22 protein-coding genes are annotated in these 24574 nt (G+C 68.7%); 16 read left to right on the top strand and 6 right to left on the bottom strand.

Annotated features, from left to right (window positions below; translation table 11 throughout):
• Positions 1 to 9 precede the first annotated feature (9 nt).
• Genes ACAM42_RS09715 through ACAM42_RS09705 form a run of 3 tightly spaced genes read left to right on the top strand, consistent with a single transcriptional unit; the run spans position 10 to position 3103 of the window.
• Positions 10 to 1632 carry an indolepyruvate oxidoreductase subunit beta family protein gene (locus ACAM42_RS09715; protein WP_369631868.1) on the top strand — a complete coding sequence of 541 codons (1623 nt, stop codon included), beginning with the start codon at positions 10 to 12 and terminating at the stop codon, positions 1630 to 1632.
• Positions 1633 to 1646: 14 nt separating this feature from the next.
• Positions 1647 to 2636 (top strand): Bug family tripartite tricarboxylate transporter substrate binding protein, encoded by a 990-nt coding sequence (locus tag ACAM42_RS09710; protein ID WP_369631867.1) that lies wholly within the window; start codon positions 1647 to 1649, stop codon positions 2634 to 2636.
• A 20-nt stretch (positions 2637 to 2656) separates the two neighbouring features.
• On the top strand, positions 2657 to 3103 hold the full coding sequence (locus ACAM42_RS09705; RefSeq protein WP_369631866.1) for an acyl-CoA thioesterase: 447 nt from the start codon (positions 2657 to 2659) through the stop codon (positions 3101 to 3103).
• Between the two features lie 18 nt (positions 3104 to 3121).
• On the opposite strand, the gene ACAM42_RS09700 is transcribed toward ACAM42_RS09705, so the two are convergent.
• On the bottom strand, positions 3122 to 3598 hold the full coding sequence (locus tag ACAM42_RS09700) for a low molecular weight protein-tyrosine-phosphatase (protein ID WP_369631865.1): 477 nt from the start codon (positions 3596 to 3598) through the stop codon (positions 3122 to 3124).
• A gap of 201 nt (positions 3599 to 3799) precedes the next feature.
• Between ACAM42_RS09700 and ACAM42_RS09695 the strand changes: the two genes are divergently transcribed.
• From ACAM42_RS09695 to ACAM42_RS09675, 5 genes are all read left to right on the top strand, one after another.
• Positions 3800 to 4078, top strand: coding sequence for a hypothetical protein (locus ACAM42_RS09695; RefSeq protein WP_369631864.1), 279 nt, complete (start codon positions 3800 to 3802; stop codon positions 4076 to 4078).
• 289 nt (positions 4079 to 4367) lie between these two features.
• Entirely contained in the window at positions 4368 to 4583 is a 216-nt protein-coding gene (locus ACAM42_RS09690) for a hypothetical protein (protein ID WP_095946751.1), read from the top strand.
• 218 nt (positions 4584 to 4801) lie between these two features.
• A complete protein-coding gene (locus tag ACAM42_RS09685; protein ID WP_369631863.1) occupies positions 4802 to 5545 on the top strand; it encodes a hypothetical protein in 744 nt (247 codons plus the stop codon).
• 24 nt (positions 5546 to 5569) lie between these two features.
• The gene (gene mgtA, locus ACAM42_RS09680) at positions 5570 to 8335 is read left to right on the top strand and encodes a magnesium-translocating P-type ATPase (protein ID WP_369631862.1); all 2766 of its coding nucleotides are present in this window, start codon (positions 5570 to 5572) and stop codon (positions 8333 to 8335) included.
• An 88-nt stretch (positions 8336 to 8423) separates the two neighbouring features.
• A complete protein-coding gene (locus ACAM42_RS09675; protein ID WP_062480849.1) occupies positions 8424 to 9140 on the top strand; it encodes an MgtC/SapB family protein in 717 nt (238 codons plus the stop codon).
• Here ACAM42_RS09675 and ACAM42_RS09670 read toward each other — a convergent pair.
• From ACAM42_RS09670 to xdhC, 4 genes are all read right to left on the bottom strand, one after another.
• Complete coding sequence (locus ACAM42_RS09670) at positions 9137 to 10579, bottom strand: NAD-dependent succinate-semialdehyde dehydrogenase (RefSeq protein ID WP_307584601.1); 1443 nt, start codon at positions 10577 to 10579, stop codon at positions 9137 to 9139. The two genes, ACAM42_RS09675 and ACAM42_RS09670, sit on opposite strands and share 4 nt — an antisense overlap.
• A gap of 175 nt (positions 10580 to 10754) precedes the next feature.
• Positions 10755 to 12098, bottom strand: coding sequence for a glycerate kinase (locus tag ACAM42_RS09665; RefSeq protein ID WP_369631861.1), 1344 nt, complete (start codon positions 12096 to 12098; stop codon positions 10755 to 10757).
• A 69-nt stretch (positions 12099 to 12167) separates the two neighbouring features.
• On the bottom strand, positions 12168 to 13379 hold the full coding sequence (locus tag ACAM42_RS09660) for a urate hydroxylase PuuD (protein WP_307637286.1): 1212 nt from the start codon (positions 13377 to 13379) through the stop codon (positions 12168 to 12170).
• Positions 13380 to 13594: 215 nt separating this feature from the next.
• Positions 13595 to 14401, bottom strand: coding sequence for a xanthine dehydrogenase accessory protein XdhC (gene xdhC, locus ACAM42_RS09655; protein ID WP_153285503.1), 807 nt, complete (start codon positions 14399 to 14401; stop codon positions 13595 to 13597).
• Between the two features lie 53 nt (positions 14402 to 14454).
• Between xdhC and ACAM42_RS09650 the strand changes: the two genes are divergently transcribed.
• On the top strand, positions 14455 to 14958 hold the full coding sequence (locus tag ACAM42_RS09650; RefSeq protein WP_095946742.1) for a hypothetical protein: 504 nt from the start codon (positions 14455 to 14457) through the stop codon (positions 14956 to 14958).
• A gap of 2 nt (positions 14959 to 14960) precedes the next feature.
• Here ACAM42_RS09650 and uraH read toward each other — a convergent pair whose 3' ends face one another.
• Entirely contained in the window at positions 14961 to 15311 is a 351-nt protein-coding gene (gene uraH / locus ACAM42_RS09645) for a hydroxyisourate hydrolase (RefSeq protein ID WP_139702710.1), read from the bottom strand.
• A 94-nt stretch (positions 15312 to 15405) separates the two neighbouring features.
• Between uraH and ACAM42_RS09640 the strand changes: the two genes are divergently transcribed.
• The 7 genes from ACAM42_RS09640 (at position 15406) to ACAM42_RS09610 (ending at position 24571) form a co-directional block, all read left to right on the top strand.
• The gene (locus ACAM42_RS09640; protein ID WP_056574067.1) at positions 15406 to 16080 is read left to right on the top strand and encodes a GntR family transcriptional regulator; all 675 of its coding nucleotides are present in this window, start codon (positions 15406 to 15408) and stop codon (positions 16078 to 16080) included.
• Positions 16081 to 16209: 129 nt separating this feature from the next.
• Positions 16210 to 17172: an allantoinase PuuE gene (gene puuE / locus ACAM42_RS09635; protein ID WP_369631860.1), complete on the top strand. Its 963-nt coding sequence runs from the start codon at positions 16210 to 16212 to the stop codon at positions 17170 to 17172.
• A complete protein-coding gene (gene uraD / locus ACAM42_RS09630; protein ID WP_369631859.1) occupies positions 17169 to 18956 on the top strand; it encodes a 2-oxo-4-hydroxy-4-carboxy-5-ureidoimidazoline decarboxylase in 1788 nt (595 codons plus the stop codon). The genes puuE and uraD overlap by 4 nt, the downstream gene beginning before the upstream one ends.
• A 23-nt stretch (positions 18957 to 18979) precedes the next feature.
• Entirely contained in the window at positions 18980 to 20206 is a 1227-nt protein-coding gene (locus ACAM42_RS09625; protein ID WP_369631858.1) for an ArgE/DapE family deacylase, read from the top strand.
• Positions 20207 to 20391: 185 nt separating this feature from the next.
• Positions 20392 to 22089, top strand: a complete 1698-nt coding sequence (locus tag ACAM42_RS09620; protein WP_369631857.1) for an S-layer protein — start codon at positions 20392 to 20394, stop codon at positions 22087 to 22089.
• Positions 22090 to 22309: 220 nt separating this feature from the next.
• Entirely contained in the window at positions 22310 to 23803 is a 1494-nt protein-coding gene (locus tag ACAM42_RS09615) for an NCS1 family nucleobase:cation symporter-1 (protein ID WP_369631856.1), read from the top strand.
• Positions 23804 to 23833: 30 nt separating this feature from the next.
• Positions 23834 to 24571 (top strand): aspartate/glutamate racemase family protein, encoded by a 738-nt coding sequence (locus ACAM42_RS09610; RefSeq protein ID WP_070061684.1) that lies wholly within the window; start codon positions 23834 to 23836, stop codon positions 24569 to 24571.
• Positions 24572 to 24574 lie beyond the last annotated feature (3 nt).

Genomic DNA, 24574 nt, shown 5'->3' with positions numbered 1-24574 from the left:
AACAGAGACATGGAACAGAACCGTCCCACCACCCTGCTCGTGTGCGCCCTCGGCGGCGAAGGCGGCGGCGTGCTCACCGAATGGCTGGTTGACGCCGCGCGGCATGCGGGCTACGCGGCGCAGAGCACGTCGATCCCCGGCGTGGCGCAACGCACCGGTGCCACCACCTACTACCTCGAAGTGTTCCCGGTGCCGATGGCGCAGCTGGGCGGCCGGCGCCCGGTGTTCAGCCTGGGCCCGGTGCCGGGCGCGCTCGACGCGATCGTCTCGTCGGAACTGCTGGAGACCACGCGCCAGATCGGCAACGGCATGAGCGCGCCGCTGCGCACGCTGGTCATCAGCTCGTCGGCGCGCGTGCTCACCACGGCCGAGCGCATGGTGCCCGGCGACGGCCGCGCCGACGCGCAGCGCCTGCTGGACGTGGTCAAGGCTTTCAGCCGCGAGCACCACGTGCTCGACATGGGCGCCATGGCGCGCGAGGCCGGCACGGTGGTCAGCGCCGTGATGCTGGGCGCGATCGCGGGCAGCGGCCTGTTCCCGTTCCCGCGCGAGGCCTACGAACGCGCGGTGCGCGGCGGCGACGAAGCCGCGCCCGACAAGCTCGGCAAGATGGCCGCCGCCAGCCTGCGCGGCTTTGCCGCCGCCTTCGAGGCCGTGCGCGCGCCGCGCGCCCAGGCCGCCTTCGTGCAGGGCGTGCTGGCCGGCGACGACACGCGCGACGCGCCCCCGCCGCCGCAGGCCCTGCCCGACGACGTGGCGCGCCGCTTTCCGCCGGCCGTGCACGACATGCTCGCGCTCGGGCATGCGCGGGTGCGCGACTACCAGGACAACACCTACGCCGCGCTGTACGCCGAGCGCCTCGCGCGGGTGCTCGAGGCCGAGCGCGCCGCCGACCCGTCGGGCGCGCAGGGCTTCGCGGTCACACGCGAGATGGCGCGCTGGCTGGCGCTGTGGATGGCCTTCGACGACATCGTGCGCGTGGCCGCGCTGAAGGGCCGCGCCAGCCGCGCGCAGCGCGTGCGCCAGGAAGTGCGCGCGGGCGACGACGACCTCGTGAAGGTCTTCGACCACTTCAAGCCCGGCGCGCCCGAGTTCGCGGCGCTGCTGCCGCCGTCGCTCGCGCGCCGCGTGACCGCCTGGGACCGCGCCCGCCAGTCGCGCGGGCTTGCACCCTGGGCGCTGCCGCTGCAGGTGGGCAGCCACTCGGTGCTGGGCATGGCCTCGCTGCGGCTGCTGGCCTCGCTCACCTGGCTGCGCCGGCGCGGCAGCCGCTTTGCCGAAGAGCAGGCGCTGATCGAGCGCTGGCTGGCCGCCGTCGAGACCGGCACGCGCGCGCACTGGGCGCTGGGCCGCGAGCTGGCGCTGTGCGGCCGGCTCATCAAGGGCTACGGCAGCACCAACGAGCGCGGCAAGCACAACCTGTTGCACGTGATCGACGAGCTCGCGGGCCGCGCCACGCTGCAGCCCGCGGCGCGCGCCGAGGCGATCGCCGCGGCCCGCGAGGCCGCGCTCGCGGACGAAGGCGGCAAGGCGCTGGACGCCGCGCTCACGCGCCACGGCGCCGCGCCGCGCCCGGTGCAGGCGCAACCCATCCGCTGGATGAAGCGGCCCAAGACAACGACCACGATCTGAGGAGACAAAGAACCATGAACCCATCCACCCCCGCTTCATCGCGCCGCCTGCTGCTGGCGCTCGCCCTGGCCAGCACCGCCCTGTGCGCGCCCGCCGTGCACGCCGACACCTGGCCCTCCAAGCCCATCAAGGTGATCGTCAACTTCCCGGCCGGCGGCGCGGCCGACCAGCTCGCGCGCGCCGTTTCGCAGCCGCTGCAGGAGGCGCTGAAGCAGCCCGTGGTGATCGAGAACCGCGGCGGTGCCAACGGCAACGTCGGCGGCGAGGCCGTGGCGCGCGCGGCGGCCGACGGCTACACGCTGCTCATGAGCTCGGGCGGCATGGTGTCAGTGAACCCGCACCTGTACGCGCGCATGAGCTTCGACCCCGCCAAGGACCTGGTGCCCGTGGCCGCGGCCGCGCGCGTGCTGGTGTTCCTGGTCACGCGCCCTTCCCTGCCGCCGACCGACGTGAAGTCGTTCATGGCCTACCTCAAGGCCAACCCCGGCAAGCTGTCGTACGGCTCGCCGGGCAACGGCAGCTCGCCGCACCTGGCGGGCGAGATGTTCAAGAGCCAGGCCGGCCTGTTCGCGCTGCACGTGCCGTACCGCGGCGCGGCACCCGCCTTGCAGGACCTGCTGGCCGGCCAGATCGACTACGCCTTCGACCCCGGCATTGCCCTGAACCAGGTGCGCGCCGGCAAGCTCAAGCTGCTGGCCGTGGGCAGCCCGCACCGCTCCTCGCAGTTCCCCGACGTGCCCACGCTCGACGAGGCCGGCCTGCGCGGCTTCGACGCCGACACGGTGTTCGGCTTCTACGCACCGGCCGGCACGCCGCCCGAGGTGGTGGCGCAGCTCAACACACAGGTCAACCGCGCGCTCGCGCTGCCGGCAGTGAAGGAGCGCATCGCGGCCATCGGCGGCGAGCCGGCACCGGGCACGCCGGCCGACTTCCAGCGCCGCGCGGCGGCCGATTCGCAACGCTTCGGCGCGCTGATCCGCGAGCGCGGCATCAAGGCGGACTGAGCAGCCGGGACAATCGACGGATGAGCAGCACTCCCTCTCTCCACGACGCTTCCGGCAAGGAAGTCGTCTACACCGCACGCGTCGAGTTCGGCGATTGCGACCCGGCCGGCATCGTCTGGTTTCCCAACTTCTTCCGCTGGATCGACGCGGCCTCGCGCCACTTCTTCGCCGAGTGCGGCGTGCCGCGCTGGGAGGAAACGGCCCAGACGCTCGGCGTGATCGGCACGCCGCTGGTCGACACGCACACGCGCTTCGTCAAGGCGGCCAGCTACGGCGACACGCTGCAGATCGCGGTGCGCATCACCGAATGGCGCGACAAGAGCTTCGTGCAGACCTACCGCGTGACGCGCGGCGACGACCTGATCCTCGAATGCGAAGAGGTGCGAATCTTTGCGGCGAAGCGCGAAGGCGGCGGCATCCGCGCGGTGCCGATTCCGCCGACGATCCGCGCGCTCTGCACGGGCTGAGCCACGAGCTCTGCCCACTCAGGCCGCGTCGCGACGCAGCTGCGCGAGCAGGCCTTCCACGCCGAGGTCGATCAGGTCGAAGGCCTCGATGAAGGCCTGGTGGCCGCCGTACCACGGGTCGGGCACGTCGCCGCCGATGGCCTGCGCAAACTCCGAGAGCAGGCGCACCTTGCGCGCCGCATCGGCGGGCGCGCGCCGGCGCAATGCGGCGCAGTGCTGCTGGGTCATGCCGATGAGCCAGTCGAAGCGTTCGAAGTCGGCCGCGCGCACCTGGCGTGCGCGGTGCGCGGGCATCGCGATGCCGCGCCGCAGCGCCTCGGCCACCGAGCGCGGGTCGGGCGGATTGCCGCGCTCCTCGTCGGAGATGGCGGCGCTGTCGACCTCCACCGCGAAGCCCGCGCGCTGCGCCTTGTGAAGCAGCAATGCGTGCGCGGTCGGCGAACGGCAGATGTTCCCTGTGCAAACGAACAGGATGGCGGGGGTGCTTGGTTTCATGCGCGCCGACTATAGGCACAGAGGGCAGGCATTCGGCATAGGCCACCCTCCCCCTGGCATCCCCCGGTCTGGGGATGCCACGAGGGAGCGAGGGCGAATCGCACCCTCCCTCTCCAATGGACAGCTCCCATATCTTCGGTATCGCCTGACACAACTCCTTGCGCTTCACTACGGCCCATGGTCAGTGCAAAGGAGGTCACGATGCCCCGACCCAGTCTTCACAGCGCGAGCATCACGCTGAAACTCCCCTTCGACATGAGCGCCGCGCAAGAGGTCGAGGCCCTGCGCGCCGCGGGCATTCCGGTGGACGACCTGGGCAATGCCATCTCGGGCTTCCTGTTCGTGCGCTTCAGCAACGGCTGGCGCAGCGACTCGAACATCTTCCGCTGGTTTCCGGCCCCTATCGAACGCAGCGCGAACGAGGCCCGGCTCCGCGCCACGCAGCCCCGACGCAGCCTGTTGCTGCATGCCAAGGGTTGACGCTGCCAATGATGCGGTGCAACAATCCGAAAATCATCATTTCGGAGCCCCGTGCGTGGACAGTGCCAGTTGGATCAGTGACAAGACGCGTGCCTCGGCAGGCGTGACACCCCCGGCCCTCTAGCGCAGGCAGCTCCCGCGCTTGCGGCCGCCGTGTCCGCAGCGCGAACCCCTTGCCCCACGGGCAAGCGGCTCCCCCTACCGATTCCCGTTGTTCTTCGTCGCTGACTTTGTCAGTCAGCTTGCGTGCGTCCGTGCGCGAGGCCCTTCAGCGTGAAGGAGCCTTGTCATGCGCCAGTTTCAAATTCGTCCGTTGCATCCGCAGGTGCAACCGTCGCACGGTCGCCCGTCGGCGCACGCCGGTGCGCCTGTGCGTGTGAACCCGGCCCCGCACGTCGACGACGAGCAGGCCCTGGACCGCGCCGCCGCGCTGTGGACCACGCGCCGCATCCGCAGCTTCTTCCTGCTGCTCGACCCACCCGGCCACGGCACCACGCGCCGCTGAAGCCCGCCCCTGCCACCCCACAGAACAGGAGGCCCTCATGGACCCGGACCCTTGCTTGCGCCGCTGTGCGCCGCCTTCACTGCCCGATCGATCCCCCATTCACCTCGCAGCCTGCCGCGCTGCGGAGGAGCCCCGCCGGCTGACTGCTGAGTAAGTAAGCAAGTCGTCACGGGCGTTTCCTTCCTTCGCGGCGCGTCGCACCCGAAGGAGAAACACCCATGACCCGCGAACGCCTGCGGCGTGTCGTGCGGACGGCCACGACCGCCCGTTCCACCGCCCGCCCCTTTGCCCCCCGCCGCCCCGCGCCAAGCCGCGCCTGGCTCGCCACCCTCTGCGGCCTGGCCGCCACGCAGACCCACGCCGCCGGCGGCCATCATTCGGTGGACGACGCCGCCATCCTCGATCCGGGCCAGTGCCAGATCGAGACCTGGGGCGGCCAGCGCCTCGTGCACCTCGGTCCGGCCTGCCGTGTCGGCCCCGTCGAGCTGGGCCTGAACCTCGAACGCGAGCGCGGTGCCGACGGCCGCACGCTGCGCGCCGGCCCGCAGATCAAGTGGGCCTTCGCGCTCACCGACACGCTGAGCACCGGCGTGCTGGCCTCGGCCACCTGGCAACGCAGCGACGCCGGCCATGCCTCGCTGCGCCTGGCCGACAGCAGCGTCGTGATCCCCGTCACCTGGCAGTTCGACGACGCCTGGCGCGCCCACCTGAACCTGGGCCGCGACTTCCATCGCGCGCAGCCGAGCACCAGCCACGCGGGCGCGGCGCTCGAATGGGCCGCCCTGCCCGCGCTGTCGCTCGTGGCCGAGCGCTTCCGCGAAGGCGGGCGCAACGCCTGGCGCGCCGGCCTGCGCTGGACGGCCACGCCGTCCCTGAACGTCGACCTCAGCCACGCCCGCGACCTGCGCCACGACGGCCCGCGCGGCTGGACGCTGGGCCTCACCTGGGCGTTCGCTCGCTGAGCGCCCTCACACAGGAGAAGAACAATGAAGAACGTCCTGAAGTCCTTTTTCGAAAGCTTCCTGCGCAGCCGCCACATGCTGCATCACTTCGAGCGCTGGCAGACGCTGCTGAGCGCCAAGCCCAGCAGCCTCGGCTCGGCCGCGATGCCACCCGAGATCGCCAAGGCGCTGGCCGCCGCCTCGCACACCGACGCGGGCGAGGTGCTGGTGCGCATGAACAGCTCGTCGCAAGGCCTCACCGAAGCGCACGCGCTCGCGCTGCGCAAGCGGCTGGGCAGCAACGAGGTGCGCCACGAGCAGCCGCTGCCGTGGTGGAACCACCTGTGGCAGTGCTACCGCAACCCCTTCAACCTGCTGCTGACGGTGCTCGCGCTGGTCTCCTACATCACCGAGGACACGAAGGCCACGGTGGTGATCGGCAGCATGGTGCTGCTGTCGACCGTGCTGCGCTTCCTGCAGGAGTCGCGTTCCAACAAGGCGGCCGACCGGCTCAAGGCGATGGTCAGCAACACCTCGACGGTGCTGCGCCCCGCGCCCGGCGAGAAGGCTGGCCGCGCGGGTGACGACGGCTTCGACCTCGCGCACGCCGGCACGCAACGCATCGAAGTGCCGATGCGCGACCTCGTGCCCGGCGACGTGATCGCGCTGTCGGCCGGCGACATGATCCCGGCCGACGCGCGCCTGCTCTCGGCCAAAGACCTGTTCATCAGCCAGTCGGCGCTCACCGGCGAATCGATGCCGGTGGAGAAGTTCGCCGCCACCGCCGCCGACCACCAGGCCGGCGTGCTCGAACGCGACAACCTGCTGTTCATGGGCACGAACGTGATCAGCGGCACCGCCACCGCGGTGATCGTGCACACGGGCGAGCGCACCTTCTTCGGCGCGCTGGCCCAGCGCGTGAGCGCCACCGACCGCGGCACCACCGCCTTCCAGGCCGGCATCAACCGCGTGAGCTGGCTGCTGATCCGCTTCATGCTGGTGATGGCGCCGCTGGTGCTGGTGATCAACGGCGTGACCAAGGGCGACTGGTGGGAGGCGGCGCTGTTCGCGCTCTCGATCGCGGTCGGCCTCACGCCCGAGATGCTGCCGATGATCGTGACGGCCACGCTGGCCAAGGGCGCCGTCGTGATGTCGCGCCGCAAGGTGATCGTGAAGCGGCTCGAAGCCATCCACAACTTCGGCGCGATGGACGTGCTGTGCACCGACAAGACCGGCACGCTCACGCAGGACCGCATCGTGCTCGAACGCCACACCAACGCCTGGGGCGAAGACTCCGACCACGTGCTGCAGCAGGCCTACCTCAACAGCTTTCACCAGACGGGGCTGAAGAACCTGCTCGACAAGGCCGTGCTCAGCCACGCCGAGGTGCAGCTCGATGCGCAGCTGCAGACAAGCTGGCGCAAGGTCGACGAAGTGCCCTTCGACTTCTCGCGCCGCCGCATGTCGGTGGTGGTGGCGCACGGCGAGGACGAGCACCTGCTGATCTGCAAGGGTGCGCTCGAAGAGATCCTGTCGGTGTGCACCTCGGTCGAACGCGGCGCCGAGGTGCTCGCGCTCGACACCGACGTGATGGCGCGCATCCACCGCGTGGCCTCGGAGCTCAATGCCCAGGGCCTGCGCGTGGTGGCCGTGGCCAGCCGCACGCTGCACGCCGACGCGCGCAAGCCGGCCTACGGCGTGGCCGACGAAGCCGGGCTCACGCTGCTGGGCTACGTGGCCTTTCTCGATCCGCCGAAGGAATCGACCGCGCCCGCGCTGCAGGCGCTGGCCGCACACGGCGTGGCGGTGAAGGTGCTGACCGGCGACAACGAGCTGGTCACGCGCAAGGTCTGCGCCGATGTCGGCATCGACGCCGGACGCATGGTGCTGGGCCACGAAGTCGAGCGCATGAACGAGGCCGAGCTGCGGCAGGTGGTGGAAATGCGCCAGGTGTTCGCCAAGCTCACGCCCGCTCACAAGGAGCGCATCGTGCAAGCGCTGCATGCCAACGGCCACGTGGTCGGTTTCATGGGCGACGGCATCAACGACGCGCCCGCGCTGCGCGCCGCCGACATCGGCATCTCGGTGGACGGCGCGGTGGACGTGGCCAAGGAGTCGGCCGACATCATCCTGCTCGAAAAGAGCCTCATGGTGCTGGAGCAAGGCGTGGTCGAAGGCCGCCGCACCTTCGCCAACATGCTCAAGTACATCAAGATCACGGCCAGCTCGAACTTCGGCAACGTGTTCTCGGTGCTGGTGGCCAGTGCCTTCCTGCCCTTCTTGCCGATGCTGCCGCTGCACCTGCTGGTGCAGAACCTGCTGTACGACGTGTCGCAGATCGCGATCCCGTTCGACAACGTGGACGAGGAATTTTTGAAGACGCCGCAGCGCTGGAACTCGGCCGACCTGGGCCGCTTCATGGTGTTCTTCGGGCCGCTGAGCTCGGTGTTCGACATCCTGACCTACACCGTGATGTGGTTCGTGTTCGCAGCCAACTCGGTGGAGCACCAGACGCTGTTCCAGTCGGGCTGGTTCATCGAGGGCCTGCTGTCGCAGACGCTGATCGTGCACCTGATCCGCACCCGCAAGATTCCGTTCCTGCAAAGCCGCGCGGCCTGGCCGCTGCTGGCCATGGGCGCGGCGATTGCGGCCGTGGGCATCTGGCTGCCGATGGGGCCGCTGGCGCACTACTTCAAGCTGCAGGCGCTGCCGCTCGCGTACTTCCCGTGGCTGGTGCTGATGCTCGTCGGCTACGCGACGCTGACGCAGGCCGTGAAGGGCTGGTACGCGCGCAAGTACGGCTGGCAGTAAGACAAGAACCACCCGGCGAACGCAGGGTCGCGGCTGTCACACAAGGCCGCTACCCTGCTTCGCACACAGAGGATCAGGAGGATCACGCATGGAAGCCATTCGCCACATCAACCTGCCTTCGCTGCTGGACACGCTGGTCAGCGTGGGCGCGGCCTTTCTGCTGGGCTCGCTGATCGGCTTCGAGCGCCAGGTGCGCCAGCGCACCGCGGGGCTGCGCACCAACACGCTGGTGGCCGTGGGCGCGGCCGTGTTCGTCGACATGGCGGCCCGCCTGGGCGGCCCCGACGGCGCGGTGCGCGTGGTCGCCTACGTGGTCTCGGGCATCGGCTTTCTCGGCGCCGGCGCGATCATGAAGGAAGGCGCCAACATCACCGGCCTGAACACGGCCGCCACGCTGTGGGGATCGGCCGCGGTGGGCGCCTGCGCGGGCGCCGACCTGCTGGGCGAAGCGTTGATTGCTGCGCTCTTCGTGCTGGCGAGCAACACGCTGCTGCGGCCGGTGGTGAACCGCATCAACCGCCGCCCGGTGCACGAGGAATCGAGCGAGGCCACCTACACGGTGCGCGTGATCTGCTCACGCGCGGCGCGGCCCGAGGTGATGGACCAGCTGCTGGTGCAGCTGGAAGCCGCGAACTACCCGGTGCGCGACATCGACCAGCACGCCTTCGGGCAGGCCGACACGGAGATTGCGGCAACGCTGTATGCCACCGCGGTCGAGCCCGAGGAGCTCGACCAGGTGATCGCGGAGCTGGAAACGCTGGAAGGCGTCCAGCAGGCGTTCTGGAACGCCTCCGCCGAAGATTAGACGCCGAGGATCGACACCGCCTTGGTGTTCAGGTAGGCCTCGATTGCCTCCGGGCCACCTTCCGAACCGTAGCCCGAATCCTTCACGCCGCCGAACGGCATTTCCGGCGAGGGCGTGGCGGGCTGGTTGATCCACAGCATGCCCAGCTCGAGCTTCTGGCTCAGCAGGTGCGCGCTCTTGATCGACTTGGTGAAGGCATAACCGGCCAGGCCGAACGGCAGGCGGTTGGCTTCGGTGATGGCTTCCTCGAGCGTGTCGAAGCCGCGGATGGCGGCGATGGGGCCGAAGGGCTCGTTGTTGAACACGTCGGCGTCCAGCGGCACGTCGGTGATGACGGTGGGCGCGAAGAAGTTGCCGGTGTCGCCGACGCGTTCGCCGCCGGTGGCGATGGTGGCGCCCTTCTTGCGCGCGTCTTCCAGCACGTGGGCCATGGCCGTGAGGCGGCGGGCGTTGGCCAGCGGGCCGAGGTTGGTGCCTTCGACCAGGCCGTCGCCAAGCTTGAGGCCTTCGGCGTGCTTGACCAGCAGGCTCGCGAACTCATGGCGCAGGCTGTTGTGCACCAGGAAGCGGGTCGGCGAGATGCAGACCTGGCCCGCGTTGCGGAACTTGGCAGCACCGGCGGCCTTGACGGCCAGCGCCACGTCGGCGTCTTCGGCCACGATCACCGGGGCGTGGCCGCCCAGTTCCATCGTGACGCGCTTCATGTGCGAGCCGGCCAGTGCGGCCAGCTGCTTGCCGACCGGGGTCGAGCCGGTGAACGTGACCTTGCGGATGATCGGGTGCGCAATCAGGTAGCTAGAGATCTCGCCCGGGTTGCCGAACACGAGGCCCACGACGCCGCCCGGAATGCCGGCATCGACAAAGGCCTTCAGCAGTGCGGCCGGCGAGGCCGGGGTTTCCTCGGGCGCCTTCACCAGGAAGGAGCAGCCCGTGGCCAGCGCGGCGCCGAGCTTGCGCACGATCTGGTTGACGGGGAAGTTCCACGGCGTGAAGGCCGCGACGGGGCCGACCGGCTCCTTGATGACCAGCTGCTGCGCGGCCAGGTTGCGCGAGGGCACGATGCGGCCGTACACGCGGCGGCCTTCGTCGGCGAACCACTCGATGATGTCGGCGGCGGCCATCATTTCGACCTTGGCCTCGCCCAGCGGCTTGCCTTGTTCCTGCGTCAGCAGCTTGGCGATGTCCAGGGCGCGTTCGCGGATCAGGCCGGCGGCGCGGCGCATCACGGCGGCGCGCTCGTTGGCGGGCGTGTCGCGCCAGGCTTCGAAGCCGCGCTGGGCGGCGGCCAGGGCACGGTCGAGGTCGACGATGCTGGCGTGCGCCACCTTGCCGATGGCCTTGCCGGTGGCGGGGTTCAGCACGTCGAGCGTCTTGCCGTCGGCGGCGTCGACCCATTGGCCGTCGATCAGCAGGCGGGTGTCGGTGTAGGTGGCGGTCATGGCGAACTCTTTCCTTCGAGGACTGGATGGTGAAAACGAAACGGGAAATCGGGCGCGCGGCGCGGCACCCCGTGGGGGTGCGCATGCGACAACGGCGGCCAAGCGCCGCCGGGGCCGTAGATTAACCTGAGTTCACAAAGCTTGCCGGCGGCCCCCGCCAGGGGCCGGGGCGCGCCTACAGCACGAGGATCGCGCGGAAGTCGTTGACGTTGGTGTTCGTCGGACCGGTCACGAACAGGTCGCCGATGGCATCGAAATAGCCGTAGGCGTCGTTGCGGTCGAGGTGGTCGGACAGCTTCTTGCCCTGCGCCGTGGCGCGCGCCAGGGTGTCGGGCGTGACGAAGGCGCCGGCGTTGTCTTCCACGCCGTCGATGCCGTCGGTGTCGGCCGCCAGTGCCCACACCTGCGGCTGGCCCATGAGCGCGCCGGCCAGGCCCAGGCAGAACTCGCCGGCCCGCCCGCCGCGGCCCTTGGCCTGGCCGGGCTGGCGCGGGCGGATGGTGACCGTGGTTTCGCCGCCCGACAGGATGACGCAGGGTCGGGCGAAGGGTTCGCCGCGCAGGGCCACGGCGCGGGCGAGCGCCGCATGCACCTTGCCCACTTCGCGCGATTCGCCTTCCATTTCGTCGCTCAGCACGTGCACGCCGATGCCGGCGGCGCGCGCGGCCGCGGCGGCAGCTTCGAGCGACTGCTGCGGCGTGGCGATGAGGTGGGTACTGTGGCCGGCGAACACGGCGTCGTCGGGCTTGGGGGTTTCGAGCGCGCCGCTGTCGAGCTGCGCGCGCACGGGCGCCGGCACCTCGATGCCGTAGCGGTCAAGGATGGCCAGCGCGTCGGCGCAGGTGGTGGCGTCGGGCACGGTGGGGCCGCTGGCGATCACGGCCGGGTCGTCGCCCGGCACGTCGCTGATGGTGAGCGTGACCACGCGCGCCGGCGCGCAGGCCGCCGCGAGCCGGCCGCCCTTGATGCGCGACAGGTGCTTGCGCACGCAGTTCATCTCGCCGATGTGGGCGCCGCTGTCGAGCAGTTGCTTGTTGATGCGCTGCTTGTCGGCCAACGTGAGGCCTTCGGCCGGCAGCACCAGCAGCGACGAGCCGCCGCCGGAGATGAGGCACAGCACGAGGTCGTCGGCCGTGAGGCCCTGCGTGAGCGCCAGGATGCGCTCGGCCGCCTGCTGGCCGGCCGCGTCGGGCACGGGGTGCGCGGCCTCGACGAGCTCGATGCGCTGCGGCACGCCTTCGGGGCGCGGCGGAATGTGGTCATAGCGCGTGACGACCAGGCCCGACAGCGGGGCGTCGGCCGGCCACAGCGCCTCGAGCGCCTGCACCATCGAACCGCCGGCCTTGCCGGCGCCGAGCACCACGGTACGGCCCTTGGGCGGTTTCGGCAGATGGGCGCCCAGCGTGGACAGCGGCAGTGCGCGGTCCACCGCCACGCGGTACAGGTGTTCGAGGAAGGCGCGCGGGGCTTCGCGCGGATCGGGAACGGCAGTTGCTGAGGGCGAGGTCGATGCGGTCATGGCTTGCGTGTTGTCTCCATTCGGCGATTGTGCGACGACCGGTGGCCCGCCCTCGCAGGCCACGGTCTTCTAGTTCGTCTTGGCGCCGGCCTGGAACCAGCGGCTGATCAGCGCCCGCTCTTCGTCGGTGATGTTGGTCGCGTTGTTCATCGGCATGATCTTGGTCACCACGACCTGCTGGTAGATCGCCTGGGCGTGCGCCGTCACCTGGTCGGGCGTGTCGACGCGCACGTTCTTCATCTGCACGGCCGCGCCGTGGCACATGAAGCAGCGCTGCTCCAGCACCTTCTGCACGTCCTGGTAGGCCACGGCGGGCACGGCCTGGGCGGCGGTGGCCGCCACGGGTGCGGCCGGCTCGGGCTTCATCCACACGATGGTCAGGCCCAGCACCGCGATGCCGACCATGGCGTAGGGCAGCGGGTTGCCCGCGTTGCCCAGCTTGAAGCGGTGGCGCACCACGAAGAACTGCCGGATGGCCGCGCCGCCGAGCATGATCAGCAGCAGCACGATCCAGTTGTACTTGTGCGTGTAGGTGAAGCTGTAGTGGTTGCTCAGCATCGCGAACAGCACCGGCAGCGTGAAGTAGGTGTTGTGCACGCTGCGCTGCTTGCCGCGCTGGCCGTGCACGGGGTCGACCGGGCGGCCTTCGCGCAGCGCCTTCACGTTCTTGCGCTGGCCCGGGATGATCCAGAAGAACACGTTGCCGCTCATGGTGGTGGCCATCATGGCGCCCACCAGCAGGAAGGCCGCGCGGCCCGCGAACCACTGGCAGGCCAGCCAGGTCGCGAAGACGATGAAGATCGCGATCAGCACGCCGACGATGGTGTCGCCATTCTTGCGGCGCCCGAAGATCTGGCAGATGCCGTCGTAGACCATCCAGAACACGACGAAGAAGGCCAGCGCCACCGCAATGGCGGCGCCGGGCTGCCAGTCCATCTTGCTCTTGTCGATGAGGTACGTGCTTGCGTTCCACAGGTACGACATCGTGAAAAGCGCAAAGCCCGTGAGCCAGGTCGAATAGCTCTCCCAGTACGACCAGTGCAGGTGGTCGGGCAGCTTCTTGGGCGCCAGCGCGTACTTCTGGCTGTTGTAGAAGCCGCCGCCGTGCACGGCCCATTGCTCGCCGCCCACGCCCTTGTCGAGCGACTCCTGGTCCTGCGGCTTCTCGAGGCTGTTGTCCAGCATCACGAAGTAGAAGGAGGCGCCGATCCAGGCGATGGCGGTGATGACGTGGACCCAGCGCAGCAGCAGGTTGGCCCAGTCGAGGTAGTAGCTTTCCATGTGCTCTCTCTCAACCCTGTTGGCGCGTGGGGACGCCAAGGAGGGGTTTCAGCCTGCTCACCACCGCGGGCGCTGTAAGCAGAGAAAGTGCCGCGAACGCAGGTCCGTTGAAATGGACCTCGCTCCGCTGCGGCTTGTTGTGGACCGAAAGTGTATACAGTTTTGGCACGAGGCGGGATGCTATTTGCGGCGTCGTCGCCAAGGGAAAACCCTGTTCAGCCCAGCGATTGCAACAACTGTGCCGCCACGGCGACCGCGATCACCTCGGGTTCCTTGCCCGTGATGCCGGGCACGCCGATCGGGCAGGTGACGCGCGCCAGCTCGTCGGCCGTGAAGCCGCGCGCCTCCAGCCGGTGGCGGAAGGTGGCCCACTTGGTCTTGCTGCCGATGAGGCCGATGTAGGGCAGGTCGTTGCGCGTGCGCAGGCGCTTCAGGCAGGCGATGACGATGTCCAGGTCTTCGGCGTGGCTGAAGCTCATGATCAGCACGCGGCTGCCGGGCGCGAGCGCGGCCACGGCGTCCTGCACGGGCTCGGAGTGCTCCGTGTCGATCTGCGCGGGCAGTGCGTCGGGGAACACGCCGTCGCGGCTGTCGATCCAGCGCACCGAGAACGGCAGCACGGCCAGCAGGCGCGCCAGCGCGGCGCCCACATGGCCGCCGCCGAACAGGGCCACGGGTTCGAGCTGCGCGACCAGTTCTTTCTGCAGCGCGGGCGCGTCGGCCGCGCCGATGCGACGGTAGGTCAGGAACATCACGCCGCCGCAGCACTGGCCCAGGCTCGGGCCCAGCGGGTAGCGCTGCACGCCGTCGAGGCTGCGGGTGCCGGCCAGGATCTCGCGCGCTTCCTGCGTGGCCTGGAACTCCAGTTGCCCGCCGCCGATGGTGGCCGTGAGCCCGTCGGCCCAGACGGCCATCCAGGTGCCGGCCTCGCGCGGGGCCGAGCCCTGCGTCGATTCGACGCGCACCAGCACGGCGTCTTCATGGCGAAGACGCGCCAGCAATTGATCGACCGCACCGTTCATGCCCGAAACCTTCGGTTGCCGAGGCGGCAACAACTCACGGTATAACCCCGGCGATGATGACGAACCGCCAGCTTACGCCGCGCCGCCTCGCCTGGGCCGCCACTGTTCTTTCCGCCCTGTGGCTCGCCGGCTGCGGCTCGACGGGCTCGGTGCCCGGCCAGCTGAGCGGCGCCAGCAACGCACAGGGCAGCGGCCCCGCGCCGCGCGCCTCGAGCGCAGCCACCGCGCGCGAGTACCGCCGCGACGCCGCACGCCACATCTACAACGCCAACCCCTCGCGCATCTACAAGGGCCAGATGCCGCCGCTGCTGTACGCGGTCGGCACCCTGCAGGTGAACCTGGACGCCGGCGGCAAGGTGGTCTCGATGCACTGGCTGCGCGCGCCCAAGCACGCGCCCGAAGTGATCGCCGAGATCGAGCGCGCCGTGCTGCAGGCCGCGCCCTTCCCGCCCGCCCAGCGCCTGGGCGCGGTCACGTGGACCGACACCTGGCTGTGGGACAAGAGCGGGCGCTTCCAGCTCGACACCCTGACAGAGGGACAGCAACAAGGGGACTGACCTCAGGAGCCCCGATAGGTGGAGTAGCTCCACGGGCTCACGAGCAAGGGCACGTGGTAGTGCTGGTCGGTGTGCGCCACGCCGAAGTCCAGCGCCACCTTGTTCAGGAAGTTCGGCTCCGGCAGCGTCACGCCGCGGGCCTTGAAGTAACCCGCCACGTCGAACACGAGGCGGTAGGTGCCGACCTTCAGCGAGTTGTTGTCGTACAGCGGACCGTCGCTGCGGCCGTCCGAATTCAACGTGAAGCGCTTCACCAGCGTCGCGGCGTCGCCGTCGGTGGTGTACAGCGCCACCTCCATGCCGGCCGCGGGGCCGCCGTGCATCGTGTCCAGTACGTGAGTGCTCAAGCCCATGGGGCCTCCTTCAAAGGGTGTCGGATCGGTGAGATCGGGGTGCGGGAAATTCCGGTGGACAAAAGTGTATACAGTTACCGGCTTTGGGTCTATCATGAAAAACATGGAGTCCTCCACCACCCGTTCGATCGTCGATGCCCTCACGAAGGCCATCGTCGAGCACCGCCTTCAGCCCGGCACCAAGCTCGCCGAGCAGAAGCTGGCCGATCACTTCGGCGTGTCGCGCACCTTGGTGCGCCAGGCGCTGTTCCAGCTCTCGCAGAACAAGCTGATCCGGCTCGAGCCGGCGCGCGGCGCCTTCGTGGCCGCGCCCGCCGTCGACGAGGCCAAGCAGGTGTTCGCGGTGCGCCGCATGCTCGAGGCCGAAATGACGCGCGCCTTCGTGCGCAGCGTCACGCCCGCCAAGATCAAGGCGCTCAAGGAGCACGTGGCGCTCGAGAAATCGGCCGTCGGCGGCGAAGACGTGTCGGGCCGCACCGAGCTCTTGGGCGACTTCCACGTGCGCATGGCCGAGCTCATGGGCAACCAGGTGCTGGCGCAAATATTGGGCGAGCTGATCTCGCGCTGCGCCCTCATCACGCTCATGTACCAGAGCACCAGCGCCGCCGAGCACTCCAACGACGAGCACGCCGACATCGTGAAGGCGCTGGCCGCGCGCGACGAGGAACTCGCCGTGCGCCTCATGACCGAGCACCTGGAACACGTCGAGGCCAACCTCACCTTCGACCGCAAGGTCCCGACCAACGACATCTCCCTCGCGCTCTCATGACCACCCCCGTTGCTTGCTCACTTCGTGTAGCCGCCTCCCCCCTCAAGGGGGCAACACCAGTGGCCCGGCAAAGCCGGTTCCACGGTGTTTCGCGAATGGGCAACGACCACTGCCACGATCGTTCTTGATATGACCGTCTACGACACCACCCTGCCCTACCCGCGCGACCTGATCGGCTACGGCCGCAACCCGCCCCACGCCCGCTGGCCCGGCGGCGCGCGCGTGGCGGTGCAGTTCGTCCTCAACTACGAAGAAGGCGGCGAGAACGCCACGCTGCACGGCGACGCGGGCTCGGAGCAGTTCCTTTCCGAGATGTTCAACCCGGCGAGCTTCCCCGACCGGCACATCAGCATGGAAGGCATCTACGAGTACGGCTCGCGCGCCGGCGTGTGGCGCATCCTGCGCGAGTTCGAAAAGCGCGGCCTGCCGCTCACCGTCTTCGGCGTGGGCATGGCGCTGCAGCGCTACCCCGAGCTCACGGCCGCCTTCAAGGAACTGGGCCACGAGATCGCCTGCCACGGCTGGCGCTGGATCCACTACCAGAACCTCGATGAAGCCACCGAGCGCGAGCACATGCGCCTGGGCATGGAAGCGATCGAAAAGCTCACCGGTGAGCGCGCGCTCGGCTGGTACACCGGCCGCGACAGCCCGCGCACGCGCCGCCTCGTGGCCGACTACGGCGGCTTCGAATACGACAGCGACTACTACGGCGACGACCTGCCCTTCTGGATGAAGGTGCAAAAGACCGACGGCAACGTGGTGCCGCAGCTCATCGTGCCCTACACGCTCGACGTGAACGACATGCGCTTTGCGCTGCCGCAGGGCTACTCGCACGCCGACCCGTTCTTCCAGTACATGAAGGACACCTTCGACGCGCTGTACGCCGAAGGCGACCCCAACGGCGACGACAGCCCCAAGATGATGAGCATCGGCATGCACTGCCGCCTGCTCGGCCGCCCCGGCCGCATCACGGCGCTGCAGCGCTTCCTCGATCACATCGCCACGCACGACAAGGTCTGGGTCTGCCGCCGCGTCGACATCGCACGCCACTGGAAGCAGGCACACCCCTTCGAAGCCGGAGCCGCATCATGAGCACCCCCCTCCTCACCCTTGCCCAACTCAACGCCGCCGGGCCGGCCGCTGCCGTCGCCATGCTCGACGGCGTGTACGAACACTCGCCCTGGATCGCGCAGCGCGCGCTGGTGCAGCGCCCCTTCCGCTCGCTCGCGCACCTCAAGCACGCGCTGGTGCAGGCGTTGGCCGCGTCGTCGGCCGACGAGCAGATCGGCCTGATCCGCGCCCACCCCGAGCTCGCCGGCAAGGCCATGGTCAGCAAGACGCTCACCGCCGAGTCGACCAACGAGCAGAACAAGGCCGGCCTGACCGACTGCACGCCCGAAGAGTTCGCGCAGATCCAGAAGCTCAACGCCGACTACAACGCGAAGTTCGGCTTCCCCTTCATCCTGGCGGTGCGCGGCCCGCGCGGCACGGGCCTGGCCAAGCGCGAGATCATCGAGACCTTCGCGCGCCGGCTGCACAACCACCCGAGCTTCGAGCTCGGCGAGGCGCTGCGCAACATCCACCGCATCGCCGAGATCCGCCTGAACGACAAATTCGGCGCCGACATCACGCTCGGCAACGACGTGTGGGACTGGCAGGAACAGCTGTCGGTGCACACCGACCCCGGCTATGCCGAGAAGGGCCAGCTCACCGTTACGTACCTGACCGACGCGCACCGCGCCTGCGCCGCGAACATCTCGGGCTGGATGCGCGACTGCGGCTTCGACTCCGTGCACATCGATGCGGTCGGCAACGTGGTCGGCCGCTATGAAGGCGCCAAGCCTGATGCCAAGACCCTGCTCACCGGCTCGCACTACGACACCGTGCGCAACGGCGGCAAGTACGACGGCCGCCTGGGCATCTTCGTGCCCATGGCCTGCGTGCGCGAACTCAAGCGCCAGAACCGCCGCCTGCCCTTCGCCTTCGAAGTCGTCGGCTTCGCCGAAGAAGAAGGCCAGCGCTACAAGGCCACCTTCCTCGGCTCGGGCGCGCTCATCGGCCACTTCGACCCGCGCTGGCTCGACCAGAAGGATGCCGACGGCATCACCATGCGCGAGGCCATGCAGCACGCCGGCCTGAAGGAAGAAGACATTCCGAAGATCCAGCGCGACCCCGCGCGCTACCTCGGCTTCGTCGAGGTGCACATCGAGCAGGGCCCCGTGCTCACCGAGCTCGACCTGCCGCTGGGCATCGTCACCTCCATCAACGGCAGCGTGCGCTACGTGGGCGAAGTCATCGGCATGGCCAGCCACGCCGGCACCACGCCCATGGACCGCCGCCGCGACGCCGCCGCAGCCGTGGCCGAACTCATCCTCTACACCGAGCAGCGCGCCGCCAAAGACGGCGACTCGGTCGGCACCGTGGGCATGCTCGAAGTGCCGAGTGGCTCCATCAACGTCGTGCCCGGCCGCTGCAAGTTCAGCCTCGACCTGCGCGCGCCCAACAACGCGCAACGCGACGCACTGGCCAACGACGTGGTCGCCGCACTGAAGGACATCTGCGAACGCCGCGGCGTGCGCTACGAGCTCGAGGAAACCATGCGCGCCGCCGCCGCGCCGAGCGAACCCGCCTGGCAGCAGCGCTGGGAACAGGCCGTCGACGCGCTGGGCATTCCGCTTTTCCGCATGCCCAGCGGCGCCGGCCACGACGCGATGAAGCTGCACGAGGTGATGCCGCAGGCCATGCTCTTCGTGCGCGGCATCAACTCGGGCATCAGCCACAACCCGCTCGAGTCGAGCACCAACGACGACATTCAATTGGCCGTGCAGGCCTTTCAGTTGCTGCTGGACAACCTCGCCGCCGAACAAGCCCACTGACCGACCCCACAAGAACAACCACCATGACCGACTACGCCAAACTCGACGCCTGGATCGACGCCCACTTCGACGAGGAAGTGCAATTCCTGCAGCAACTGGTGCAGGTGCCCACCGACACGCCGCCCGGCAACAACGCGCCGCACGCCGAGCGCACCGCCGAGCTGCTGAAAGACTTCGGCCTCGACGCCGAGAAGCACGCCGTGCCCGCGCAAGAGGTGAAGGACTACGGCCTCGAGTCGATCACCAACCTGATCGTGCGCCGCACCTACGGCAGCGGTGGCCGAACCGTCGCGCTCAACGCCCACGGTGACGTGGTGCCGCCCGGCGAAGGCTGGACGCACGACCCGTACGGCGGCGAGATCGTCGATGGCAGCCTGTACGGCCGCGCCGCCGCCGTCAGCAAGAGCGACTTCGCCAGCTTCACCTTCGCGCTGCGCGCGCTCGAGGCCGTGGCCAAGCCCACCCAGGGCAGCATCGAGCTGCACTTCACCTACGACGAAGAGTTCGGCGGCATCCTCGGCCCGGGCTGGCTGCTCGAGAAGGGCCTGACCAAGCCCGACCTCATGATCGCGGCCGGCTTCAGCTACGAAGTGGTCACCGCGCACAACGGCTGCCTGCAGATGGAAGTGACCGTGCACGGCAAGATGGCCCACGCCGCCGTGCCCACCACCGGCATCGACGCGCTGCAGGGCGCCACCAAGATCCTGAACGCGCTGTATGCACAGAACACGCTCTACCAGAAGGTCACGTCGAAGGTCGAGGGCATCACGCACCCGTACCTGAACGTGGGCCGCATCGAGGGCGGCACCAACACCAACGTCGTGCCTGGCAAGGTCGTGTTCAAGCTCGACCGCCGCATGATCCCCGAAGAGAACCCGGTCGAAGTCGAAGCCAACATCCGCCAGGTGATCGCCGATGCCGCCGCCGAAAGCGCGGGCATCACGGTCGAGATCAAGCGCATGCTGCTCGCCAACTCGATGAAGCCGCTGGCCGGCAACAAGCCGCTGGTCGACGCGATCCAGAAGCACGGCGGCGAGCTGTTCGGCGAACCCATCAAGGCCATGGGCACGCCGCTGTACACCGATGTGCGCCTGTACGTCGAGGCCGGCATTCCCGGCGTGATCTACGGCGCCGGCCCGCGCACCGTGCTCGAGTCGCACGCCAAGCGCAGCGACGAGCGCGTGGTGCTCGAAGACCTGCGCCGCGCGACCAAGGTGGTGGCGCGCACGCTCAGCGACCTGCTGGCCTGAACGCCCTGAACTGCGACTGAAAGCGCATGCCTTCGGGCGTGAACTTTCATCTCGGTTTCATCGAAGCGTCACGACAGGATTTCAGACTCCGGGGTTCTCCGGCGGATGCGCTTTCACGCCATCCGCCTCGTTGAAATCCCGATGCGACGGCCAGCCATGCGCTGGCCGTTGCTGCTTGTGTCGCCATGAAAACCCTGTCTCCCGCACCCCGCTTTCGCACCACGCTTTTCTCTTCCCTCGCGCTCGGCGCGGCCCTGCTGACCGCGTGCGGCGGCGGCTCCGGCGGCGGTGCGCCGTTCGCCGGCCTGCCCATCGCACCGCCGGCCCCTGCACCGGCGCCCTCGCCCGCCACGCCGCCGCCACCGGCCGAGCCCGCCGGCCGCTGGACCGTGGGCGACCTGCACGTCCACACCATCCAGTCGGAGGACACGCAGCAGATTTCCACGCTCGACCAGGTGCTCGCCAAGGCCTTCGACACCTTCGGCCTCGACTGGGTCGCGCTGTCGGACCACCTGCGCATGTCTTCCTATGACAACGACGGCCGCAAGCTGGACCCGGCGATTCCGTTCTCGCGAGGCATGGCCCTCTATCAGGTGCCGCGCATCAAGGCGCTGCAGGCCGGCGGCAAGTACACCGACAAGACGATCTTCGCGTCCTTCGAGTGGGACATGGCCACGCACGACCACGGCAACGTCGGCATCCTGACCGACAGCCCGATGTCCGACGCGGCGCTCAAGGCCGTGAGCCAGTTCGAATACCTGTTCACCAACCGCGACCCCGCGCTGTTCCCGGCCGCCGACGTGGCCGCGTGGAGCGCCAAGGACGCACGCGCCTTCACCACGCACGAAGACGTGCTCAAGGCCATCGCCTGGCTGAAGAAGAACTACCCCGACTCCAGCTACCTGCAGATCAACCACCCCTCGCGCAGCCCCGGCAAATACACCGCCACCCAGCTGCGCGAGATGAACGACGCCGCGCCCGACATCGTGTTCTCTCTCGAGGGCATGGTCGGCAACCAGATGGAGCCCGACCGCGGCGGCTACGAGAGCGCCTACACGCCGGCCAACCTGCCCTCGCGCACCTACGGCGGCGTCGACTACCTCGTCGCCAGGCTCGGCGGCACCTGGGACGCCCTGCTGTCCGAAGGACGCCGCATCTGGAACGTGGCCGATTCCGACTACCACTTCACGACCTCCAAGGGCCTGTACAGCAGCGGCTACGCGCCCGGCGAGTACGCCAGGAACCACCTCTGGGGCGACATCAAGGACCCGAAGTCGCTGCTCACCGCGATGCGCTCGGGCAAGCTCTTCGCGGTCAACGGCAGCCTGATCGACGCGCTCGACTTCAAGGTGCAAAGCGCCAAGGGTGCCGGCGAGATGGGCGCCGAAGTGAGCGCCAGGCCCGGCGAAGACCTGAAGATCACCATCCGCTTCAAGAGCCCCGAGCGCAACAACTTCGAGTACCAGCTCGGCAGCGGCGTGTATGCCAACGTGAAGCCGGTGGTCGACCACATCGACCTCATCGCCGGCGACGTGACCGGCCGCGAACTCCCGGGCACGCCCGGCTACGCGCGCGACACCAACCCGACGACCCGCGTGGTCAAGCGCTTCACCCGCGCCGACTGGACGCTCGACACCGAAGGCTACTTCGCGGTGAGCTACACCGTGAAGGCCGGCAACAACCAGTACTTCCGCCTGCGCGGCACCAACCTGGGCACCGACGTGCCGAACGAAACCGCGGGCGGCGAGCCGCTGTTCGATGCACGCACGCCCACGCCAGCCGGCGACGACCCGGTCACGCGCTTCAACGCGATCAATGCGCGCAACTACAACGACCTATGGTTCTACTCGAATCCGGTGTTCGTGAAGGTGGCGGCGCAGTAAGCCCCACCCCGCCCCGGCCCCTCCAAGGCGCCATGTCCCTCGCTGGGCATGGCGCTTTTTCTTTGCCCGGGCCCGCCTCGCATCAGGGAATCTACGGATATATGATTCCCCGCATGGTCTTGATTGAGTTCAATTTTTGTATACAAATAACGAACCCATAAAGACGGCGCGAAATTTGCGTCAAAAAGTCCCTCATCCCAACCAAGTACGAGGAAAGACCATGAGCACAGTCGCCAGCCATGCCCCCGCGGGGGCCAGCGAAGCCGGCATCGCGCCGCACGCGGAATCGAATGCCCTCATCAAGCCGGGCTACGACCCGCGCCTGACCAACGAGGACCTCGCCCCGCTGAAGAAGCAGACCTGGGGGCAATACAACATCTTTGCGTTCTGGATGTCCGACGTGCACAGCGTGGGCGGCTACATCACGGCCGGCAGCCTGTTCGCACTGGGCCTGTCGAGCTGGCAGGTGCTGGTGGCGCTGCTGGTGGGCATCGTGATCGTGCAGATCTTCTGCAACCTGGTGGCCAAGCCCAGCCAGGTGACGGGCGTGCCCTACCCCGTGGTGTGCCGCGCCTCTTTCGGGGTGCTGGGCGCCAACATCCCGGCCATCATCCGCGGGCTGATCGCGGTGGCCTGGTACGGCGTGCAGACCTACCTCGCCTCGGCGGCCTTCATGGTGCTGGCGCTGCACATGGCGCCGGGCCTGGTGCCGTATGCCGACGTGGCGCAGTACGGCTTCGTCGGCCTCTCGGCCCTGGGCTGGGTGGCGTTCATGGTCATGTGGGTGCTGCAGGCCTTCGTGTTCTGGCACGGCATGGAAGCGATCCGCAAGTTCATCGACTGGGCCGGCCCGGCGGTGTACGTGGTGATGGCCGTGCTGTGCGGCTGGCTGGTGTGGAAGGCCGGCTGGAGCAACATCGACCTGAACCTGGGCGGCATCAAGTTCCAGGGCTGGGACGCGCTGCCGGTGATGCTCTCGGCCATCGCGCTGGTGGTGAGCTACTTCAGCGGGCCGATGCTCAACTTCGGCGACTTCTCGCGCTACGGCAAGAGCTTCGACGCGGTGAAGAAGGGCAACTTCTGGGGCCTGCCGGTCAACTTCGTGTTCTTCTCGCTGCTCACCGTGATCACCACGGCGGCCACGCTGCCCGTTTTTGGTGAACTGATCACCGACCCGGTGCACACCGTGGGCAAGATCGACAGCACCACGGCCGTGGTGCTGGGCGCGCTGACCTTCATGATCGCGACCATCGGCATCAACATCGTGGCCAACTTCGTGTCGCCGGCCTTCGACTTCTCGAACGTGGCGCCGCAGCACATCAGCTGGCGCACGGGCGGCATGATCGCCGCGGTGGGCTCGGTGTTTCTCACGCCCTGGAACCTTTACAACAGCCCCGAGGTCATTCACTACACGCTGGACGTGCTGGGCTCGTTCATCGGCCCGCTGTTCGGCATTCTGATTGCCGATTACTACATCGTGCGCAAGCAGCGCATCGACGTCGACTCGCTCTACACCATGAGCAAGCAGGGCAAGTACTGGTACAGCGGCGGCTACAACCCGAAGGCGATCCAGGCGCTGGTGCCGTCGGCCCTCGTGCCCATCCTGTGCGTGATGGTGCCGACGCTGCGCGGCGCCGCCAACTATGCGTGGTTCATCGGCATGGGCCTGGGCTTCATCCTGTACGTGCTGCTGAACCGCAACAACAAGACTTGAAACTGTAGAGAGAAAGAAAGGGACCGCGCCGTGCGCATCAAGATCATCAACCCCAACACCACCTGGAGCATGACCGAGAAGATCGGTGCCTGCGCCCGCGCGGTGGCGCACGCCGGCACCGAGATCGTGGCCGTGAGCCCGGCCATGGGGCCGGTCTCCATCGAGAGCCACTACGACGAAGCGCTGGCCGTGCCGGGGTTGCTGCAGGAGATCGCGGCGGGCGAGCGCGACGGCATCGACGGCTACGTGATCGCCTGCTTCGGCGACCCGGGCCTGAAGGCGGCGCGCGAGCTGGCGCGCGGCCCGGTGGTCGGGATCGCCGAAGCGGCGATGCACCTGGCCAGCATGATCGGCAGCCGCTTCAGCGTGGTGACCACGCTGGGACGCACCATGGGCCAGGCCTGGCACCTGGCCGAGATCTACGGCATGGAGCGCTTCTGCGCCAACGTGCGCGCCTGCGAGCTGCCGGTGCTCGAGCTGGAAGAGCCGGGCTCCAACGCCCGCGAGCGCATCGTCGACGAATGCCGGCGCGCGCTGGAAGAAGACGGCGCCGACTGCATCGTGCTCGGCTGCGCCGGCATGACCGACCTGTGCGCGCACATCGAGCAGGTGCTCGGCGTGCCGGTGATCGACGGCGTGGCCGCGGGCACCAAGCTCATCGAATCGCTGGTAGCGCTGAAGCTGCGCACCAGCAAGCGCGGCGAGCTGGCAAGGCCCTTGCCCAAGCCCATGATCGGCGCGCTCGAGGCCTTCACGCTCACGCGCTGAGCC

This window comes from Variovorax sp. V35, assembly GCF_041154465.1.
GTDB classification, from domain to species: Bacteria; Pseudomonadota; Gammaproteobacteria; order Burkholderiales; family Burkholderiaceae_C; genus Variovorax; species Variovorax boronicumulans.
This window is presented reverse-complemented; position numbering and strand designations above follow the sequence as displayed.

Bases quoted from the DNA above. Each gene is read 5' to 3' on its own strand.
- ACAM42_RS09710 (WP_369631867.1), top strand. From the start codon at position 1,647: ATGAACCCATCCACCCCCGCTTCATCGCGCCGCCTGCTGCTGGCGCTC.
- mgtA (WP_369631862.1), top strand. From the start codon at position 5,570: ATGAAGAACGTCCTGAAGTCCTTTTTCGAAAGCTTCCTGCGCAGCCGC.
- uraH (WP_139702710.1), bottom strand. From the start codon at position 15,311: ATGGGCTTGAGCACTCACGTACTGGACACGATGCACGGCGGCCCCGCG.
- ACAM42_RS09615 (WP_369631856.1), top strand. From the start codon at position 22,310: ATGAGCACAGTCGCCAGCCATGCCCCCGCGGGGGCCAGCGAAGCCGGC.
- ACAM42_RS09665 (WP_369631861.1), bottom strand. From the start codon at position 12,098: ATGACCGCATCGACCTCGCCCTCAGCAACTGCCGTTCCCGATCCGCGC.
- ACAM42_RS09660 (WP_307637286.1), bottom strand. From the start codon at position 13,379: ATGGAAAGCTACTACCTCGACTGGGCCAACCTGCTGCTGCGCTGGGTC.
- ACAM42_RS09675 (WP_062480849.1), top strand. From the start codon at position 8,424: ATGGAAGCCATTCGCCACATCAACCTGCCTTCGCTGCTGGACACGCTG.
- ACAM42_RS09620 (WP_369631857.1), top strand. From the start codon at position 20,392: ATGAAAACCCTGTCTCCCGCACCCCGCTTTCGCACCACGCTTTTCTCT.
- ACAM42_RS09705 (WP_369631866.1), top strand. From the start codon at position 2,657: ATGAGCAGCACTCCCTCTCTCCACGACGCTTCCGGCAAGGAAGTCGTC.
- ACAM42_RS09695 (WP_369631864.1), top strand. From the start codon at position 3,800: ATGCCCCGACCCAGTCTTCACAGCGCGAGCATCACGCTGAAACTCCCC.
- uraD (WP_369631859.1), top strand. From the start codon at position 17,169: ATGAGCACCCCCCTCCTCACCCTTGCCCAACTCAACGCCGCCGGGCCG.
- ACAM42_RS09715 (WP_369631868.1), top strand. From the start codon at position 10: ATGGAACAGAACCGTCCCACCACCCTGCTCGTGTGCGCCCTCGGCGGC.
- ACAM42_RS09685 (WP_369631863.1), top strand. From the start codon at position 4,802: ATGACCCGCGAACGCCTGCGGCGTGTCGTGCGGACGGCCACGACCGCC.
- ACAM42_RS09700 (WP_369631865.1), bottom strand. From the start codon at position 3,598: ATGAAACCAAGCACCCCCGCCATCCTGTTCGTTTGCACAGGGAACATC.
- ACAM42_RS09640 (WP_056574067.1), top strand. From the start codon at position 15,406: ATGAAAAACATGGAGTCCTCCACCACCCGTTCGATCGTCGATGCCCTC.
- ACAM42_RS09650 (WP_095946742.1), top strand. From the start codon at position 14,455: ATGATGACGAACCGCCAGCTTACGCCGCGCCGCCTCGCCTGGGCCGCC.
- ACAM42_RS09625 (WP_369631858.1), top strand. From the start codon at position 18,980: ATGACCGACTACGCCAAACTCGACGCCTGGATCGACGCCCACTTCGAC.
- puuE (WP_369631860.1), top strand. From the start codon at position 16,210: ATGACCGTCTACGACACCACCCTGCCCTACCCGCGCGACCTGATCGGC.
- xdhC (WP_153285503.1), bottom strand. From the start codon at position 14,401: ATGAACGGTGCGGTCGATCAATTGCTGGCGCGTCTTCGCCATGAAGAC.
- ACAM42_RS09670 (WP_307584601.1), bottom strand. From the start codon at position 10,579: ATGACCGCCACCTACACCGACACCCGCCTGCTGATCGACGGCCAATGG.
- ACAM42_RS09690 (WP_095946751.1), top strand. From the start codon at position 4,368: ATGCGCCAGTTTCAAATTCGTCCGTTGCATCCGCAGGTGCAACCGTCG.